Below are 19602 nucleotides of genomic sequence, written 5' to 3' on the forward strand. Positions count from 1 at the left end.
GTAATATAGAGTGATTGAGGAGTGTTATATTTGGCAGAATTATTACAAGGGAAAAATGCATTAATTACAGGAGCAGGAAGAGGAATTGGCCGTGCTGTAGCAATTGCTTTAGCAAAAGAAGGCGTAAATGTTGGTCTTTTAGCGCGTTCTGAAGAGAACTTAAAAGCAGTTGCGAAAGAAGTAGAGGCAGAAGGTGTAAAAGCTGTTATTGCTACTGCTGACGTATCTTCATATGAAGAAGTTACTACTGCTATTGAAACATTAAAAGACGGATTAGGGTCTATTGATATTTTAATTAATAATGCGGGTATTTCTAAGTTCGGCAAATTTTTAGAACTAGAAGTTGCTGATTGGGAAAAGATTATCCAAGTCAATTTAATGGGTGTATACTATGCAACTCGCGCTGCATTACCAAATATGATTGAACAACAGTCTGGTGACATCATTAACATCTCATCTACAGCAGGACAAAAAGGTGCACCAGTAACAAGTGCATACAGTGCTTCAAAATTTGGTGTTCTTGGTTTAACAGAATCGTTAGCGATGGAAGTACGTAAACATAACATTCGTGTAACGGCCTTAACGCCAAGTACAGTTGCAACGGATATGGCAGTTGATTTAGGATTAACAGATGGTAATCCAGATAAAGTGATGCAAGCGGAAGATATTGCAGAGTTTATCGTGGCGCAGCTGAAATTAAATAAACGTACATTTATTAAATCTGCTGGTCTTTGGTCTACTAATCCGTAAGAAATTACATATGTGTAAAAAGATTTGGTTTAAAGCCAAATCTTTTTTTGTTTCTTTTTAATTCTGAATTTTTTGATTTATAATAAGAGGAAAGTGTTTGAATTATAGAAGAGGAACTCTGAAAAAGAGGTGAGTTTGTGAGTAACTTAGAACAAATAGATTTGTTATTAAATTATTTTATTAAGAATACACCCACATTAAGTAATGGCAAAGAGAAGCTAGAAACAAATGTGGCAAGTATTGAAAATGTCTTTAATTTTGATAGTTATAGAGCTACACTTGAAATTAGCTATCATCAATTTGAAGAATGGTTAAATGACTTACTTGATAAAGAAAAGCCACAAGAGGATATAATAGCGATTAACTTCGGGTTGTATGAGACTGAAAGTAGCATTCAATTATATATTTCCGGCTCAAATGAATGGCATAGCGATGATGAAGGCTGGGCAAGTAATAATGATTATTTTCCGGAGGACACATCCCAAAGTATAACGCTTTATAAAAATTTGTATGGGGTGTTAGAGAACAACCTCGTATTAGGAACATTTTTAACGATTGCTTCAACTATTATGTTTGTGAATACATATGTACTAAATAATCCAGGGAAATTTGCTAAAGATGTTGCGCTTGCGACAGGATTTGATGATGGAGATTTATATAACTTTAATAAGGTGAAGTAAAGAAGGACATTTATGATTATAATTATCAACACTAACTTTTAACAGAGCTAAATTAAAAGGTATGAAGAAATAGGAGGAGAAAAATGAAAAAAATGTTTGATATGTTATAACGTGTATGGAATACAGGTAATTCTTCTCGTGCTCCCCCAAAATAAATGCAGTACAGTAGATGAATAAAATTTGGAGGGTGTTAAAAAATATGAGAAACGAAAAAGAAATGATGGATTTAATATTACATACAGCGAGAGATGATGAACGTATTCGTGCAGTTATTATGAATGGTTCTCGTGTAAATCCAAATGTGAAGAAAGATTGCTTTCAAGATTACGATATTTTATATGTTGTGAAAGATATAAAATCATTCACATCTGATCACAGCTGGATCAATAGATTTGGAGAAAGAATGATTATACAAATGCCAGAAGAAAGTACGTTAATTCCACCTGAAAAGGATGGAATGTTTCCTTATTTGATGCAGTTTATAGACGGGAATCGCATCGATTTGACTTTAGTTCCAGTTTCATTAGTAAATGAATCTCTTGATAGGGATAGCTTAAGGGTCCTTCTTCTAGATAAAGATGGCTGTATTGAACCGTTTCCACCAGCAAGTGATGCAGATTATCTTATAAAAAGACCCAGCGAAAAAGAATTTGCGGATTGCTGTAATGAGTTTTGGTGGTGCAGTACAAATGTAGCAAAAGGATTGTGGAGAAAGGAACTTCCTTATGTAAAAGGGATGCTTGAAGGACCTGTTCGAGACATGTTAATAAAAATGCTTGAGTGGCATATAGGGATAAAAACAAATTTTACAGTAAGCGCAGGAAAGTTTGGGAAGTATTTTGAACAATATCTTGAGAATAACATATGGAAACAATATATGGATACATTCTCAAACGCGGAGTATGAAAATATTTGGAAGTCATTTTTTGTAATGGAAGATTTATTTAGGAAAATTGCAATCGGAATTGCTAGCTATTTTGGTTACGAATATCCACAAGATGATGATGCTAGAGTGACAAGTTACTTAAATCATGTGAAGTCTATGCCGAAAGATAGTAAAAAAATTTATTAAGTGTTTAGATAGAAGGGAAATTAAGATCGTTCCAAAGGTGGGACGGTCTTATTTCTGTTTGTGAATATGGACCTTTCTAACAAAATTCGAATGAACGACATATAAAATATAAGGGAGGTTTTTATCATGTACTATTTTTATCCATCTGAAATGTTTAGTCCTTTTCAGTGGAATCTAGAACGTAATATTCCTTTTTATACTCCGTATTCTTATATACCGTATTCAGATCCTTTTTATTATCAAAATTATCCTAGTTCGATCCATAATTTATCAAATGTTGGTTTAGGTAACGAAGTGCAAAGTGGGGAGGAGGCTCGAGGCTCTTGGACTCCGTTTTCATGGGTTGAAAAATACGCTTATGCATTTTCTGGTCCATATAATAAGGCTGAGGTTGCTCTTACATTTGATGATGGACCAGACCTTGTATTTACCCCGAAAATATTGGATAAGTTAAAACATTATGGCGTGAAAGGTACCTTTTTTCTTTTAGGTGAAAATGCAGAAAGGTATCCGAGTGTAGTAAAGAGAATTGCAAATGAGGGTCATATTATTGGGAATCATACGTACAATCATCCTAATTTAGCTAAAGTGAGTGATGAAGAATATCGGAATCAAATTGTAAAAACCGAAGAGATATTAAAGCGTTTGGTAGGGTATGCACCAAAGTTCATTCGGCCACCTTATGGTGAAATACGTGAAACACAGCTGGGATGGGCTACAGAGCAAAACTTTATGATTGTACAGTGGAGTGTAGATACAGTTGATTGGAAAGGGGTAAACGCAGAAAAGATTACCAATACTGTATTAGGAAATGCATTTCCAGGAAGTGTTATATTACAACACTCTACGCCAGGAGGGAATTTGCAAGGGTCCGTAGAATCATTAGATCGAATTATTCCTGAACTGAAAGCGAAAGGGGCACGATTTGTGACGTTGCCTAGTATGTTTCAAACATCGAAACAGAGAAAATAAATATAAAATAATATATTCAGATTGCACATCATTTTATAAGAATGGTGTATTTTTTTGTTATAGAAAATATAGGCTTGTGATTGCTTTTAGGTGTATCATAAAGGTATAAACTTCCAAATGTATTTGGAACGATGTGGGGTGATAAGATGGAATATGCATTTATAAATATAGGAATGAGCGTATTAATCGGTATTATATTTATACTAGCTGCACTCGTATTGCAAAAAAATCCACCAACAGATATAAACGCAGTATACGGGTATCGAACAAAACGATCAATGAAAAATAAAGAGTTATGGGATGCTGGAAATCAATATAGCGCTGAAGTTATGAAACAAAATGGATTTTTAATGATTTTAATAGGAAGTTTAATAGGGATATTATTTAGATATCCGCATACAATGATTGTTATTTTAGGGCTTATGATAGTATTCCTCATTTGTTTATTTATACGGGTGGAGAATAAATTAAAAGTGCTGGAGAAATAATGAAAATCGCATATAAATCTTGTTATTAAAAAACGCTGACTGACTCCTATGCTATTTCAGTTAGGAGTCAATCAAGAGTTACAAATTGTTGTTATGTAATAGATCTCGTCCTTTTTCTATAACGAATTTATAATATTCAAGTTCATATGGATAGATATCTTCAAATGTTATTGTAATCGGTTTAGCATTTTTGTTTATAACCGGAATGCCTGTTGTAGAGGGAATTTCCCCTTTTAACAGTTGTAAGAAAGAAGTCGCATTTATTTTCATTACATCTTCTACTTCCTCACCTGGTGCAAACGGAAGTGATTTTGTAACGGCATGAAAATACATATGACACATTTCACGGTCAATGAAGTGTGGGATTTCATGATTGATTTTAAAGATGCCTTTGTATTCTAGATTAGTAGTTTGAAAGGATAGGCCCAATTCCTCTTCAATTTCGCGAAGGCCGCCTATTCGTACATCTTCACCATGCATAATATGTCCAGCAGATGTAATGTCCCATTTTCCTGGGAAATCTTTCTTGTTTTTAGCTCGTAATTGGAAGTATAACGAAATATCTTCATTTTCTTTTTCCACAAACCAGCAATGGAATGTTTCGTGCCAATCACCATCACGATGTACATCATCACGAAGTTTTTTGCCAATATTGTTTCCTGCTGTATCAAATATCGTTAACCATTCTGTCATTTACATTCCCCTTTCTATATAGTTTAGTATACAATAATTGTATGTAATTTTGAGAAAATAAAGAAAAGTAAGGGGTGTATATTGAATGGGATTGGAGGAAACAAAAATAAATTCTTTCATTACAACGGAAGAAGAGTTACGTCTTATTGTAGGAGATCCAAGTGAGCGTGCGGTGAAGAAAGTGATTCCATCTCTTGACCATCATTGCCTTGATTATCTATCTAAATCTCCATTTCTTGTAATGTCTACTTCAGATCAGCTTGGTCATTGTGATGCTTCGCCAAGAGGAGATGCACCTGGATTTGTACATGTTTTAAATGAAAATCAAATCGTCATTCCGGAAAGACCGGGAAATCGCCGAGTTGATTCGATCCTTAATATTTTATCTAACCCAAAAGTGGGGCTTATCTTTTTTATCCCGGGACTTGGAGAATCTTTACGAATAAACGGGCGTGCAGCTATTACAAACGATGAAAAAATATTAGAAAAGATGCAAGTAAATGGTCGTAGTCCGTTGCTTGGTATTGTTGTGGAAGTGGAAGAGTGTTTTATTCATTGTGCAAAAGCGTTTATAAGGTCTAAGTTGTGGGATCCAGATTCTTGGTTAGAAAAAGAAGCATTACCATCAGCGGCAAAAATGCTTGTCGAACATGCTAAAGTGAACGCAAATGAAGAAGAAGTTGCACGTTCGTTAGAAGAAAGTTATACAAAAAGATTGTATTAAAAATTTGGATACTACATGGGTTGATAAAATATATAGATATAATTTATGTTTTAGAGAGTTAAAGGGTGTTTACTTTTTTAGGGAGAAGTGTTCCAAACTGGAATTATGGTTATTTGAGTTGATGATTTTATGTGGATTCTAGTTTTAAAAGAGGAGTATACAGGTTTAATCATTTTTTTAGTAGTCTGAATTACTATCTTAAAATAAAATACAAAAGTGTAATTATCTTGTGGAGAAAAGAATATATAAATGTCTTTCCTAAAAATGGGCTTGCTTTTTAGAATTGTCGTAATTATAATAATTTAACAAATAGACATGAACGAAAAGTAATGATAAGGACACGAGATTATTTTTACGGTTTGCAGAGAGGGAAGCCGAGGGCTGTGAGCTTCCTAACACGAGAAATAAACTTACCACCTTTGAACTCCGGTAGTGAACGAGTAATCTAGTAATTATTGGCGGTCTCAGCCGTTACCTGAACTTGAGCAATTCAAAATGAGTGGTATATTTGGATTGGAACAAGGGTGGAACCACGAAAAACACATTCGTCCCTTTACTAGGGATGAGTGTGTTTTTTTATGGGGTTTAAGTTTGAAGATTTAGAAAAATAAAAATACCCCTTGATTTTGTAGCTTATGTGCGTATAATGAATAAACAAATAGACATGAACGAAAAGTAATGATAAGGACATGAGATTATTTTTACGGTTTACAGAGAGGGAAGCCAAGGGCTGTGAGCTTCCTAACACGAGAAATAAACTTACCACCTTTGAACTCCGATAGTGAACGAGTAATCTAGTAATTATTGGCGGTCTCAGCCGTTATCTGAACTTGAGCAATTCAAAATGAAAGTATATTTGAATTGGAACAAGGGTGGAACCACGAAAACACATTCGTCCCTTTTTTAGGGATGAGTGTGTTTTTTTTATAAAATTTATTGCTGAATTGAAGGGAGGTGCAGTTGGAGTGAAACAATTGATTCGAACGAGAACCACCATTGACTGCGCAAATAGGAAAAAGTTAATTATCAAGTATTTTAAAAAATAGGAGGAGATTTAAAAATGAGAAATGTAGTACATGTTGGAGTATTAGGACTTGGAACAGTAGGGAGCGGTGTCGTTCATATTTTGGAAGAGCATAAGGAGAAAATCAGTCTTGATACAGGATATGAAGTAAAAGTAAAAGCGGTGGCAGTACGTGATGTAGAAAAAGAACGTGATGTTTCAATTGATGGAATCTTGATAACAAGTGATGCGAATGAAATTCTAGAAGATTCCGATATTGATATCGTAGTAGAGGTGATAGGGGGAATTCAAGAAGCAAAACAGGCTATTGTTAGGGCGTTACGCAATAAAAAACATGTCGTAACTGCAAACAAAGATTTAATGGCTGTACATGGGAATGAATTGTTAAAATTAGCTAATGCAAATGGCCGTCAGTTGTATTATGAAGCGAGCGTAGCTGGAGGAATTCCAATTTTAAGAGGACTAGCAGATGGCTTAGCTTCTGATCATATAGAAAAGATTATGGGAATTGTAAATGGCACAACAAATTATATATTAACAAAAATGAGTCAAAATGGCTGGTCATATGAACAGGCACTGCAAGAAGCGCAAAAGCTAGGCTTTGCTGAATCAGACCCATCAGCAGATGTAGATGGATTAGATGCTGCGCGAAAGGTGGCTATTCTAGCAAACTTAGGATTTTCAATGAATGTTTCTTTAGATGATGTACGTGTTCGAGGTATTCGAAATGTAGAAAAAGAAGATTTAGAAATGGCTAAGAAATTAGGTTTTACTATGAAACTGGTTGGGAAAGCTGAGAAGCAAGGTTCGGCTATTAACTTAAGTGTAGCGCCTACTTTATTACCGATCGATCACCCACTATCTAATGTGAACAACGAATTTAACGCTGTATATGTACACGGACATGCTGTTGGAGAAGTGATGTTTTATGGGCCAGGGGCTGGGAAATTACCAACAGGATCTGCGGTAGTGAGTGATATTATTTCAATCGTTAAAAATATGAATCAAGTAATGAAAAGTCAAGATGTACGAAAAGAGTCAGTACCTTATACATTAAAACAAGATGAAGAAGTTGTTTCGAAATACTTTTTACGTATTTTACTATGGGATGAACCGGGAATGTTTCAAAAAATCACAGAATGTTTCGTTAATGAATCGATTAGCCTAGAAGAAATTATGCAATTACCACTAAATCAAGAGCTTGCGGAAATTGTGATTGTGACGCATCAAACTTCAAAATATCAGTTTGAAAAAGTTTTAGCGTCAATAGAGAGTGTAGCGAATGAAGTCAAGAGTTATTACGCCATTGAGGAGGAGAAACAATATGTATAAAGGATTATTAAAGCAATACGCTTCTTATTTACCAGTGAATGATCATACACCAGATGTAAGCTTGATGGAAGGAAATACACCACTTATTCCACTTCTAAATATTTCTAAAGAATTAGGAATTCATTTATATGGAAAATATGAAGGTGCTAATCCAACAGGATCTTTTAAAGATAGAGGAATGGTAATGGCCGTAGCGAAAGCAAAAGAAGAAGGATCACAAGCAATCATTTGTGCTTCAACAGGCAATACATCAGCATCGGCAGCAGCATATTCTGCTCGCCTTGGGATGAAGTGTATTGTTGTGATACCAGAAGGGAAAATTGCGCATGGGAAATTAGCGCAAGCGGTCGCATATGGAGCGGAGATTATTTCAATAGAAGGAAACTTTGACGACGCACTTCGAGCTGTACGTCAAATTGCTTCGGAGGAACCAATCACATTAGTAAACTCGGTGAATCCATATCGAATTGAAGGTCAAAAAACAGCTGCAATTGAAATTTGTGATCAGCTGCAAAAAGCACCAGATGTTCTTGCCATTCCAGTTGGAAATGCAGGGAATATTACAGCATATTGGAAAGGTTTCTGTGAGTATGAAAAAGAAAAGGGATTTAAAAAGCCAAGAATTCATGGTTTTGAAGCAGAAGGAGCAGCTGCAATTGTGAAAGGACATGTCATTGAGTCACCAGAAACAGTCGCAACTGCGATTCGTATTGGTAATCCAGCGAGCTGGTCCTATGCTGTAGAAGCAGCGGAGCAATCAAATGGTGAAATTGATATGGTGACAGATGAAGAAATCTTAAAAGCTTATCGGTTATTAGCGAGAACAGAGGGGGTTTTTGCAGAACCAGGATCAAATGCTTCTCTAGCAGGTGTAATTAAACATGTTCAAGCAGGAAAAATTCAAAAAGGGGAGACTGTTGTTGCTGTATTAACAGGAAATGGTTTAAAAGACCCTGATATTGCTATTGCTTCTAATCATTTGGAGATTGCAAGTGTTTCAAATGATTTGGAACAAATAAAAGAACATATTAAAGGAGTGATTGTGTCGTGATTCCATTTAAAGTTCGTGTTCCAGCTAGTACAGCAAATGTAGGTCCTGGTTTTGACTCTGTTGGAATAGCGTTATCATTATATTTGGAAGTAGCCGTAAAAGAAAAGTCCACTCATTGGCATGTAAAACATTCATTTGATTCTTCAATCCCAAATGATGAAAAAAACTTAATTGTAAGCACGGCACGTAAAGTATGCCCGTCTTTAACGCCTTATATAATAGAAGTTACTAGTAATATCCCACTTACAAGAGGATTAGGGAGTAGTGCGTCGGCCATTGTAGCGGGAATAGAACTTGCAAATCAACTGGGTGAATTACATTTAACAACAGATGAAAAAATTCACCTTGCTACAAGCTTTGAGGGGCATCCAGATAATGTAGCGGCTTCTATTTTGGGGGGTACAGTCATTGGCGCAATGGATGGGAATTATGTATCTGTTGTAAGGGTAGAGAGTAAAGAATTGGGAGTCATCTCACTTATTCCAAACGAGGAATTAGATACAAATAAAAGTCGCTCTGTATTACCCGAAATACTTTCATTTCATGATGCTGTGCGTGCAAGCGCAATAAGTAATGTATTAGTAGGAGCATTATGTCAAAAAAAGTGGAATGTTGTTGGGGAAATGATGGAGAGAGACCGATTTCATGAACCGTATCGTTCGCAGCTTGTTCCACTCTTGTCTTCTATTCGCGAATATGCAAAAAGGTTTGGAGCATATGGGACAGCACTTAGTGGTGCAGGACCTTCTGTTTTTATTTTAACTCCGTATGAAAAACGTCGAGATATTGCTGAACAGTTAGGGAAAGTGTTTCCGGCACTTCAGGTTTGTGAACTGGATATTGATCATGAGGGAGTAGTTGTAAAAAGTGAGGCAGATATTTGTGTGGATAAATTGTAATATGCATAAGAAAGTCCATACATTGTATATGGTTGCAAGTAGTATATTAATAGTTAAAAAAATGACTACAGCACGTGTGAAAAAGTGCTGTAGTCATTTTTTGTTTAGGGATTTGCTGATTATGCAATAGTAAGAATAAATTTAAAAAGTAATTTCTGAAGCAGTAAATGTAATTGGTCCAGCTACTCCAGCTACTGCATTTGGAGTCTGTGGGCCCAACTGTGCAGTCAAGATATAGGTTACAGTTGGGGAAGTAGCTGTAATTTTATCAACAAATTGTGCAATGATTTGTGAAACATCATCTCCCTCAGGAGCATCAATCTCTACTATTGAGCGCCAAATAAGATTACTTTCAGCTACGCTATTTTTATAAATAGCAGTAACGATATCTGCTGTTCTAACGGTACCGCTTATAGTGTCATTATCGATGTGGTAGAGTGCATTTAACCATACAGCATTCCCTTTTTTTACATTGTGTAATGTAACAGCGGCAATTGAAAAAGGAGATTGTACATTTAGAGGAGAGATGATTGGGATATCATCTAAATTAGGGTCAGCTATGGGACTTAAATTTTTATAATCAAAATCGACTAACTTTCCTTTTTTCTCACATTTTTTATAATCATAGCAATGTTTATCATGTTTTTCTGAATTGCAAATATGCTCGTCAGATTTATGATGACGATACTTCTTGTCACTGTAATATGACATTTATATACGCTCCTTTTAGTTTTAGTCTATTGTATTCATTGCTAGAAAGGGGTGCTTGGACAATATGAAAATATTTTTGCATTGAGCGAATCGTTAGGATTTGCCACATTCCTGTAACAAACCACCTGTATATTCAGTGGTGGAGGTGCAGAAGATGAAAAAAATGATGACAATATGTCTTCTTACAACAATGACGATTACGTCTTTGACGGGCTGCGATTGGAAACAAAAAAATGTTTTACATGAATTTAAAACAAAAAAAGTAACATATAAGGATTTTACGTATGAGGTGAATCCAGAAACGTTTACTTTAACAGTTGAACATGATGGTGTGAAGGAACAAGTATCACAACCTTTACCGAAAATGAAAGTATCGAAATTGAAAAAAGATGATACACATACATCGTGGGAATATCCAGATCAGAAGGTGAAAGTGAATTTAGAAAAGCAAGAAGATCATGTGAATATTGAGATTGAGTCCACGGGTGCAGAAAGCTTTACTTGGCCAAAAGTACAAGCTGATAATTATACTCTTCCTTTATGGGAAGGTAAAAATATTCCGAGCGATAATGAGGACTGGAAGAACTTTTTAAATGGTGAAACGTATTCATTTGCGGAGTCATTTTCAATGAAATTTTTCGCTTTAAACGGTTCTAAGTATTCTATGATATTTGTTGTAGACAACATGTTTAATAACGAAGTGAAATTCCATTCTGATCCGAAAATTCGATTTGATTTTACTCATGAGTTTTCAAGTGTTAACAAAAATAAATCGTATAGTTTTCAACTGTATGTGACTGATAATGATGCGGTGAGTATCGCGAAATTATATAAGAACAATATTGTAGAGAAAGGCGAATTTAAAACATTACAAGAGAAAGCAAAACAAAATAAAGAAGTTGAAAAATTATATGGAGCAGCTCATTTTTATTTTTGGAATCAAAATGCTTTAGCACAAAGTAATGTAGATTGGCCAAAATTCAGACAACAAATCGGTAGTCCTATATTTGGATGGGTAAAAGAACTAATTCAAAAATATAGTAAAGAGCCTGGCGAATTACATGTGTTTGATCAAATTAATAAGCAAGATTTTATTGATAAGTATCAAAAAAATGTTGTTCTACGCTATATAAACGAAGTATTAGAAATGAAGGAGTTTTACAAAGAAGATATTTTTCCGAAAATTGATGATGAAGCAAATCGATTATTGAAAAAAGGTATAGATCACTTAACTGAAACGGAATTGTATGGCTTAAATAAACATTTGTTAAAATCGGCACTTGGTGATGCAGTGGAGAATGTTGAAACATGGGGGAGTGCAGATGGAACAAATATATTAAAAGAGATGAATGAAGCAGGTATTGGTCATGCGTGGATTGGACTGCCGAACTGGGAGCAAGGATTCATTCAACCAGAATTTGTGAAGCAGGCCGAGAAAATGGGCTATTTAGTTGGTCCATATGATTCTTATCATTCGATTCATGAAAAAGGCGATAAAAATTGGAATACAGCTTCTTTTAAAGACCCTTCACTATTTGAAGATGCAACGGTTGCAAAAAAGAATGGTGAGAAAATACAGGGCTTTTTAGGAAGAGGTCGTAAATTAAATCCGACATTATCCTTACCAAGTGTGAAAGATCGTGTTAATGGCATATTAAATAATGGTACCCCATTTAATTCATGGTTTATTGATTGTGATGCCACAGGTGAAATTTATGATGATTATTCTCCAAAACATATTACAACACAAGAACAAGATTTAAAAGCTCGTTTAGCACGAATGGATTATATCGCGAAAGAAAAAAGTATGGTTGTTGGCTCTGAAGGTGGAAATGATTTTGCAAGTCAAGTAATCGCTTTTGCACATGGTATTGAAACACCTGTTATTAAATGGGCTGATGAAGATATGAGAAAGAATAAGACAAGCCCATATTATGTAGGAGGTTACTGGTCGCCAAATCAAAACGTTCCAGAAAAGTACGCAAAACAAGTACCAGTGAAAGAAGAATATAAGCAAGTATATTTAAATCCCGTGTATTCAATTCCTTTATATAAATTAGTGTACAATGACTCTGTCATTACAACTCATCATTGGGAATGGGGCAGCTTGAAGGTGAAAGATGAAGTCGGAAATCGTATGTTATATGAACTATTATATAACGTTCCACCTTTATATCACTTAGATGAAGTGGAATGGAAGGAGCATAAAAATGAAATTACGCGTCATTTAAAAACATGGGAAACATTCCATAAAAAAGCAGTAAAAGAAGAAATGACGAACTTTGCATATCTTTCAAAAGACAAACTTGTGCAAACAACTTCCTATGGTAAAGACGTAAAAGTAATTGTAAACTTCTCTGACCAAGATGTGAAAATAGAAGATACAAAAGTACCAGCAAAATCGGCTGTTATTTTTGATGAAGGTCAGAAAATGGTTTATAAACCTGAAGTGAATGAAAAATAAAACATAAATGTAGAAAACTTCCGCTAGTTGTGCAATGAAAGTTCTAACTGGCGGTCTTTTTGTCCAAATGTTGAAAAATGCGAAATTTTTGCAAGTGTTATTTAGTGACTTGTTAAAATAAAACACAAGAGTATAATGTGAAATGATATACATATTGATTTTACTTCTTTACAATGAAACCTTACAAAAATGTAAGGTGAATGAAATGAAATTCAATATGAAGATTGATAAACATGGAGTATACTAGGAAAAGAGAAAGAGAGGGGAATAGCCATGGGCTCTGAAATAGAACAAAATACAAGAAGTAAAAAGAAACGTTCTAAAAGAAAATCTGTGAAGTGGTTCATTTTGATTCCATTATTCTTGCTCATTTTTGGAGGAGTAGGATATGGTTCGTTTTTATATAATAAAGCAAAAGCAGTCGTTAGTGATGCATATGCTCAAATTGAAAAATCGACTAAACGTGATAAAGAAGTTGAACCGTTAAAAGATAATATTTCTGTGTTGATTATGGGTGTTGATGGAAGCGATATTCGAAAGAGTCAATATGGAGAAGCTGTTCGAACAGATGCACTACTATTAGCGACAATCAATAAAGATGATAAATCAGTAAAATTAGTAAGTATTCCGCGTGATTCTCGTGTGTATATCCCATCAAAAAAGAAAATGGATAAAATTACGCATGCTCATGTATTTGGAGGAGTTGAAAGTACGCGGGACACAGTTGAGAGATTTTTAAATGTTCCGGTTGACTACTATGTGAAATTTAATTTTGATTCTTTCGTGAAAATTGTAGATTCCCTTGGTGGTATTGATGTGGATGTACCAGTTACATTTACAGAACAAGATAGTAAAGACCAAGCAGGTATGATTCATTTAGAAAAAGGTTATCAACATTTAAATGGAGAGCAGGCGCTAGCGTTGGCGAGAACGCGTAAAATTGATAGTGATGCAATGCGCGGCCAAAGACAACAACTTGTTATTGAAGCGATTGCGAAAAAAGCAATGTCTGTTCAATCCATTAGTAAATTAGGTTCTCTTTTAGATGCAGTTGATAGTAATATGAAAACAAACTTAACATTTGATGATATGCTTTCTATTACAAGAAATATGGCTGGAACTGATTTGCAAATGGAGAAAATTCAAGTAGAAGGCACAGATAAACGTATAGGTGGGATTTATTACTACATTCCAAACGAAAAAAATGTGCAGGATATTTCTAAAAAATTAAATGAACATTTAGGTGTTGCACCAAAAGCGGTCCGAAACTAAGTGTAAAAGGCTGGCGCTTAGCCAGCCTTTTTTGATACATATGTATTAAAATACTATTGTAGTTATTTAAAAATGTTTGCATATATAATAAAATAAATATATATATATATATAATGTGCATGTAAGAATAATAGAAGGAAAGGAATTTCATAGAATGGGAAATGTATTTAATGTAAAAAGTATGGTAGTTACAATCGTGGCTATTGTTGCGATCGCAGTTGGGTATTTTATGTTTCAATCCATTACATCACCAGCTAGAGCAGTAGCAGATCAAGTAAATTCAGTGCAACTTGCAAGCGAACAGTCGAAAGTGGAGATGAATAAAACTGCACCAGTTCAATTCAATGGTCAAGTAAGAAAAGTTGCATACTTAACTTTTGATGATGGACCAGGAAAGTATACAGCTGAATTACTAGATATATTAAAACAAAATGGTGCGAAGGCAACATTTTTCTTAATTGGTGCAAATGTAAAGCAGTATCCTGATTTAGTAAAACGTGAGAAAGCAGAAGGTCATTATGTAGGTATGCATAGTATGACACATGATTTTAAAAAATTGTATACAAGTGGCGAGTACGTAAATGAAATGAAAGAAGATCAAGGTTTAATCGCAAATATTATTGAAGAATCTCCTAAATTAACGCGCCCTCCATACGGTTCTATGCCCGGTTTAAATGAAGCGCTTCGTAATAAAGTAGTTGAAGGTGGCTTTAAAGTTTGGGATTGGACAATTGACTCTTTAGATTGGAAATATAATAAGATGCCGGTTGATGCCGCTTCAGCAAAAATTGTTGAAAATGTAATTGCAGGTGCAACGAATCCAAAAGAAGTTATTTTAATGCATGATATTCACCCGCAATCTGTTGCAGCAGTACCGGCAATTATAAAAGGTTTAAAAGAAAAAGGGTATGAGTTTGAAGCGTATCATGAAAGTGATCACTTCCCATTGAACTTCTGGCATGATAAACGTATGTAACATAGGAGGAAAAGAAGTTGAGTTATAAAAAAATAGCATTAGTCGGAGCATTATCAGTAGGATTATTATCAGGGTGTTTTGGTGAAAAACCAGAAGAAAATTTATTTGTTGCATTTGAAAATGCAGCTAAACAAGAAAAGTCGTTGTTTGAAGATGCGAAGAAATTAGAGACGCTGGAAAAACAAGGACAAGAATTATATGCTCAAATTATAACAGAAGGAAAAGATCATAATGAGGCTGTTGTCCAAAAACTAGATCAAGCAGTTTCCAATGTGGACGAGCGTGAAAAATTGTTGAAAAATGAAAAAGAGGCATTAGAGAAAGCGCAAAAAGAAATGAAATCAGTTCAAAGCAATGTGGAGAAAATTGAAGATAAGAAAATACAAAAACAAGCGAAAAAAGTAGAAGAAGCTTATAAAAATCGTTATGATGCTTTTCAAAAAATGAACGAAAGTTATGTGAAGTCAATGGCGATTGAAAAAGAGCTTTATGCGAAATTAAAAGTAAAAGAAACAAAATTAAAAGAAATTAGCGAGAAAGTGAAAGAAGTAAATACATTAACGGAAGAAATGAAAAAAGAAAAAGAGAAGTTTAACGGGTATACAAAAGAGTATAACGAAGGAAAACTAGCATTTTATAAAGAAGCGAAAATTAAGGTTAAAGAAGAAAAATAAAGCTGTAGTCATATGTAATTTAAAGATAGACCGTTTGTGTGTACACATAGTGTATGAAAAAAACCAAAATAATATAAGAATAGAAGCCGGAAAAACAGTTTGATTCTATGTTTTTTCGGCTTTTTAACATAGAAAATGCTGGAATTCAAGCTGTAAAAGAGTTATAGTTTAGTATTCAAGTGGAAAAATGATGTTTAAAAAAAGACATGTTGAACATCATATAAGTAAGGAGAATGAAAAATGACATATGAATTTTTACTCAAATTAGGTTTGGCACTCTTTTTAGGTTTATTTATCGGAATTGATAGGCAGTTAAAGAATAAACCACTTGGTGTGAAAACAAGTATGGTCATTTCTGTAGCGAGCTGTTTAATTACGATGGTTTCAATTGAATCGGTGAATGTGTACTCTTCACCAGGACATACGAATATGGATCCGATGCGTTTAGCGGCTCAAATTGTGAGTGGCGTTGGTTTCCTTGGCGCGGGTGTAATTTTAAGAAGAAATAATGATGTGATTTCAGGGTTAACAACAGCATCAATGGTTTGGGCAGCATCTGCTTTAGGGATCGCGATTGGCGCGGGTTTTTATATACAAGCAATCGTGGCGATGATTTTGATTATATTGGCTATTAATGTACTGCCACACCTTGTTAAGATTGCGGGTCCTTATTCTTTAAGACAAAAGGATGTAGCAATTAAAATTATCGTAAAAGAGCACCGGGAATTAGATGGGATTTTTAAACAAATTAAAAATTTAAACATGCAAGTGAAGCGCGTGAAAATTAAAGATATTGACAGTGAATCTCAACAATTAGAAATGGTTATATCAGCACCTGAAGATTTATATACAACTGAATTATATAGTTCATTAAAAGAAATTGATCATATTGTTTCGGTTGCAGTTGAAAGTAGATAAGGTATGGAATAGAAAAACCCTCCAGTTATGTAATGAAAATTGGAGGGCTTTTCTTATTGTATGAAATGGTAGAAAAAATAATGTGAGGCATACTTTATCATGCACTAACGAGCGATAAGACCCACGCCTCAATAGTCAGAGAGCACCGAGTCAGATAGGTGGGAAATCAACTGTCTGTAAAAGCCCGATTGGTGAGGGTTGATTAAAGTTTCCCTTTATACTTTACATTCCTATACAAAATCAAATAAACTATTTATTAATGAATAGACTGAATTTTCTATCTCTGTAGGTGGTGAAAAATTTGTTATATACAGAATTTATTTCGGAAACAGAAATGATATTGGAATCTTTAATGGATGATTTGATTGTAACAGATGCGAATGGAACAATTCTAAAAGCGACACAATTTACTGCTGATAGATATGGGATTAGGTATGAAAATTTAATTGGTGCTTCTATTTATGAATTGGAAAGAACGGGTATTATTACACCGATTGTAACGCCGTTAATTATACAAAAAAAAGAGAAAATTACAGTTGTTCAGCTGACAAAGACAGGAAATAAACTGCTAGTAACAGGCATCCCCTTATTTGATGAGGAAGGCGAAGTCTATCGAGTGGTCAGTTATTCTTATGATGTTTCAGACTTGATAGAAATTCAGAAGTATTTAGATCATATGCAAGAGGAACTAGAGCGTGTGAAAGAGGAAGCTCAATTAGCATTGCGTGAACAAATTACATCAGTAGGTTTAATTGCCGATGATCCCGCTATGTATAAAGCAATGGAGACGATACATCAAGTTTCAGAAGTGGATGTAAATACAGTTTTGCTTGGAGAATCAGGTGTAGGAAAAACAGTTATCGCTCGTTATATTCATGATAAGGGTCCGAGAAAATATGGACCTTTTATTGAAGTGAATTGTGCTGCTATCCCGGATTCTTTATTTGAAGCTGAATTTTTTGGCTATGAAGCAGGGTCTTTTACAGGAGCGAAAAAAACTGGGAAACTTGGATATGCCGAACTAGCTCACGGGGGAACTTTATTTCTTGATGAAGTAGGGGAGCTTTCACTTGACCAACAAGTAAAGCTTCTTAAGTTAATTGAAGAAAGACAATTTTATCGAGTTGGTGGAACAAAACTTAAAAAGGCGGATTTTCGTCTTATTGTTGCGACAAATCGTGATTTAGAAGAATTGGTAGTGAATAAGAAATTTAGACAAGATTTATACTTCCGTTTATTTGTTGTACCAATCTTGATTCCACCACTACGTGAGCGTCCTAAAGATATTATAAATTTGATGTATTTATTTTTGAATAAATTTTGTACGCAATATAAACGAGAAAGAGAATTAGATCAAGCTGTTATACAAATTTTATTGCAACAAAAATGGAAAGGTAATGTAAGAGAGTTAATGAATATCATAGAACGGCTCGTAATTACATCCTATTCCAAGTTAATTACGATTGAAAATATACCAGATTACTATAAAAATAATCTGAGTGCTGAGTTCGGTGTAAACGAGCTTCAAACTCTTACGGAAATACTAGAAAAGGTAGAGAAACAAGTGTTATTAGATGCTAAGAGAAAATATAAGACGACTGTGAAAATAGCAGAGAACTTAGCGATAAGTCAGCCTTCTGTAGTAAGAAAGCTGAAGAAGTATAAGATAAATTGAAGTTATGAATGGCGAGAAGATGGAGAAAGTATTTTCTCCATTTTTTTCTTGAATTTAAAATTGGCATGCTATTTGCATATATAAACAGTACAAAGGAGGAGGAAATTTACCTTCTATATAAATACTTATTTTCAAATGTAAGAGGAAGGAAAGGAGAAATAAGTGGGGGGTAAATTGATGAGCCCAAGAGGATATTCTATTAATGGAAGAGGAACTTAAAATAATAGAAAACTAACTTGTAGGAGTGAGAAGATGTATAGACCTAAGGATTCTGCTATGTCGCCTCGTTTTTGTGGAGTGAAAACATTTATGAGATTAGAACAAAAAAATACGACTGAAAATGTAGATTTTGCAGTATTAGGAATTCCTTTTGATACTGCGCAGTCGTATCGTGTAGGGGCCCGTTTAGGACCGAATCATATCCGGAATTTTTCAAGTTTATTACGCCCATATAATCCAGATCAAGCGATTGATATTTTTGAGTATTGTTCAGGCGTAGATTATGGGGATTTAGATATTGTACCTGGTAATATCCATCGTACATATGACAACATCGTGGAAGGCTTAACACCTTTATTAGAAAAAGGGATTGCACCTATTATATTAGGTGGGGATCATTCTATTTCATTAGGAAATTTAAGAGCGTTCGCAAAACAATTTGGGCCCATAGCTCTTGTTCATTTTGATTCTCATAGTGATACGTGGGATCATTATTACGGAGAAAAGTATATGCATGGAACTCCATTTCGACGGGCGGTTGAAGAAGGGCTCATTAACGTCGATCATTCTATTCAAATAGGAATGCGTGGTCCTTTGTATGGGCCCAATGATATAGAAGATGCAAGAAGCTTAGGTTTTGAAGTGATTCCAATGAGGGAAGTGCGGAAAATAGGATATGCAGAAGTGTTACGGAGAATTCATGAACGAGTAAAGGATGCAGTAACTTTTGTTTCATTTGATATTGATTTTATAGATCCTGCATATGCACCTGGAACAGGAACGCCTGAAATTGGTGGGCCTACAACGATTGAAGCAGTTGAACTTGTGCAAGGGTTAGATGGATTACATATTGTTGGATTCGATTTAGTAGAAGTGTTGCCTGCGTATGATAGTGGAGAAATTACGGCAATTGCAGCATCAAGTATTGCATATGAAATGATCACTCTTGTAGCGATGCAAAAACGACGTAATGTAGTAAGACTAAAATAATATGTATTGAAAAGGAGG

General features: G+C 34.7%; 18 protein-coding genes and 2 other annotated features. Of the genes, 16 read left to right on the top strand and 2 right to left on the bottom strand.

What is annotated here, in order from left to right; all coding sequences use genetic code 11:
• Window positions 1-30: 30 nt before the first annotated feature.
• From CN373_RS18710 to CN373_RS18730, 5 genes are all read left to right on the top strand, one after another.
• A complete protein-coding gene (locus CN373_RS18710; protein WP_111901841.1) occupies window positions 31-750 on the top strand; it encodes a 3-ketoacyl-ACP reductase in 720 nt (239 codons plus the stop codon).
• A 137-nt stretch (window positions 751-887) separates the two neighbouring features.
• Window positions 888-1430 carry a hypothetical protein gene (locus CN373_RS18715; RefSeq protein WP_098359881.1) on the top strand — a complete coding sequence of 181 codons (543 nt, stop codon included), beginning with the start codon at window positions 888-890 and terminating at the stop codon, window positions 1428-1430.
• Window positions 1431-1629: 199 nt separating this feature from the next.
• Window positions 1630-2502: an aminoglycoside 6-adenylyltransferase gene (locus CN373_RS18720; protein WP_098359882.1), complete on the top strand. Its 873-nt coding sequence runs from the start codon at window positions 1630-1632 to the stop codon at window positions 2500-2502.
• 126 nt (window positions 2503-2628) lie between these two features.
• A complete protein-coding gene (locus tag CN373_RS18725) occupies window positions 2629-3474 on the top strand; it encodes a peptidoglycan-N-acetylglucosamine deacetylase (RefSeq protein ID WP_000291183.1) in 846 nt (281 codons plus the stop codon).
• A gap of 146 nt (window positions 3475-3620) precedes the next feature.
• A complete protein-coding gene (locus CN373_RS18730; protein ID WP_000455443.1) occupies window positions 3621-3962 on the top strand; it encodes an SdpI family protein in 342 nt (113 codons plus the stop codon).
• A gap of 78 nt (window positions 3963-4040) precedes the next feature.
• Here the strand turns inward: CN373_RS18730 and CN373_RS18735 are convergent, their stop codons facing one another.
• A complete protein-coding gene (locus tag CN373_RS18735) occupies window positions 4041-4655 on the bottom strand; it encodes an NUDIX hydrolase (protein ID WP_098359883.1) in 615 nt (204 codons plus the stop codon).
• Window positions 4656-4740: 85 nt separating this feature from the next.
• On the opposite strand from CN373_RS18735, the gene CN373_RS18740 reads away from it, so the two are divergent.
• From CN373_RS18740 to thrB, 4 genes are all read left to right on the top strand, one after another.
• Complete coding sequence (locus tag CN373_RS18740) at window positions 4741-5379, top strand: pyridoxamine 5'-phosphate oxidase family protein (RefSeq protein ID WP_000522077.1); 639 nt, start codon at window positions 4741-4743, stop codon at window positions 5377-5379.
• 320 nt (window positions 5380-5699) lie between these two features.
• Window positions 5700-5935 (top strand) — a binding site (T-box leader).
• 113 nt (window positions 5936-6048) lie between these two features.
• Window positions 6049-6282 (top strand) — a binding site (T-box leader).
• Between the two features lie 157 nt (window positions 6283-6439).
• On the top strand, window positions 6440-7735 hold the full coding sequence (locus CN373_RS18745) for a homoserine dehydrogenase (RefSeq protein ID WP_098359884.1): 1296 nt from the start codon (window positions 6440-6442) through the stop codon (window positions 7733-7735).
• Window positions 7728-8786: a threonine synthase gene (gene thrC, locus CN373_RS18750; protein WP_098359885.1), complete on the top strand. Its 1059-nt coding sequence runs from the start codon at window positions 7728-7730 to the stop codon at window positions 8784-8786. The genes CN373_RS18745 and thrC overlap by 8 nt, the downstream gene beginning before the upstream one ends.
• A complete protein-coding gene (gene thrB / locus CN373_RS18755; RefSeq protein WP_000612006.1) occupies window positions 8783-9685 on the top strand; it encodes a homoserine kinase in 903 nt (300 codons plus the stop codon). Before thrC ends, thrB begins: the two co-directional genes overlap by 4 nt.
• Before the next feature lie 141 nt (window positions 9686-9826).
• Here thrB and CN373_RS18760 read toward each other — a convergent pair whose 3' ends face one another.
• Window positions 9827-10396, bottom strand: a complete 570-nt coding sequence (locus tag CN373_RS18760) for a hypothetical protein (RefSeq protein WP_098359886.1) — start codon at window positions 10394-10396, stop codon at window positions 9827-9829.
• A gap of 154 nt (window positions 10397-10550) precedes the next feature.
• Between CN373_RS18760 and CN373_RS18765 the strand changes: the two genes are divergently transcribed.
• The 7 genes from CN373_RS18765 (at window position 10551) to speB (ending at window position 19584) form a co-directional block, all read left to right on the top strand.
• Entirely contained in the window at window positions 10551-12860 is a 2310-nt protein-coding gene (locus CN373_RS18765; protein ID WP_098359887.1) for a glycoside hydrolase, read from the top strand.
• Window positions 12861-13133: 273 nt separating this feature from the next.
• The gene (locus CN373_RS18770) at window positions 13134-14132 is read left to right on the top strand and encodes an LCP family protein (RefSeq protein WP_000534333.1); all 999 of its coding nucleotides are present in this window, start codon (window positions 13134-13136) and stop codon (window positions 14130-14132) included.
• A gap of 154 nt (window positions 14133-14286) precedes the next feature.
• Entirely contained in the window at window positions 14287-15108 is an 822-nt protein-coding gene (locus CN373_RS18775; RefSeq protein ID WP_000528708.1) for a peptidoglycan-N-acetylglucosamine deacetylase, read from the top strand.
• A gap of 17 nt (window positions 15109-15125) precedes the next feature.
• A complete protein-coding gene (locus CN373_RS18780) occupies window positions 15126-15782 on the top strand; it encodes a YkyA family protein (protein WP_098359888.1) in 657 nt (218 codons plus the stop codon).
• A 240-nt stretch (window positions 15783-16022) separates the two neighbouring features.
• Complete coding sequence (locus tag CN373_RS18785) at window positions 16023-16700, top strand: MgtC/SapB family protein (protein WP_000220556.1); 678 nt, start codon at window positions 16023-16025, stop codon at window positions 16698-16700.
• Between the two features lie 301 nt (window positions 16701-17001).
• A complete protein-coding gene (locus tag CN373_RS18790; protein ID WP_098359889.1) occupies window positions 17002-18375 on the top strand; it encodes a sigma-54 interaction domain-containing protein in 1374 nt (457 codons plus the stop codon).
• Window positions 18376-18627: 252 nt separating this feature from the next.
• Window positions 18628-19584, top strand: coding sequence for an agmatinase (gene speB / locus CN373_RS18795; protein WP_000286225.1), 957 nt, complete (start codon window positions 18628-18630; stop codon window positions 19582-19584).
• Window positions 19585-19602 lie beyond the last annotated feature (18 nt).

Source organism: Bacillus cereus (assembly GCF_002561295.1).
Lineage (GTDB): Bacteria > Bacillota > Bacilli > Bacillales > Bacillaceae_G > Bacillus_A > Bacillus_A cereus_S.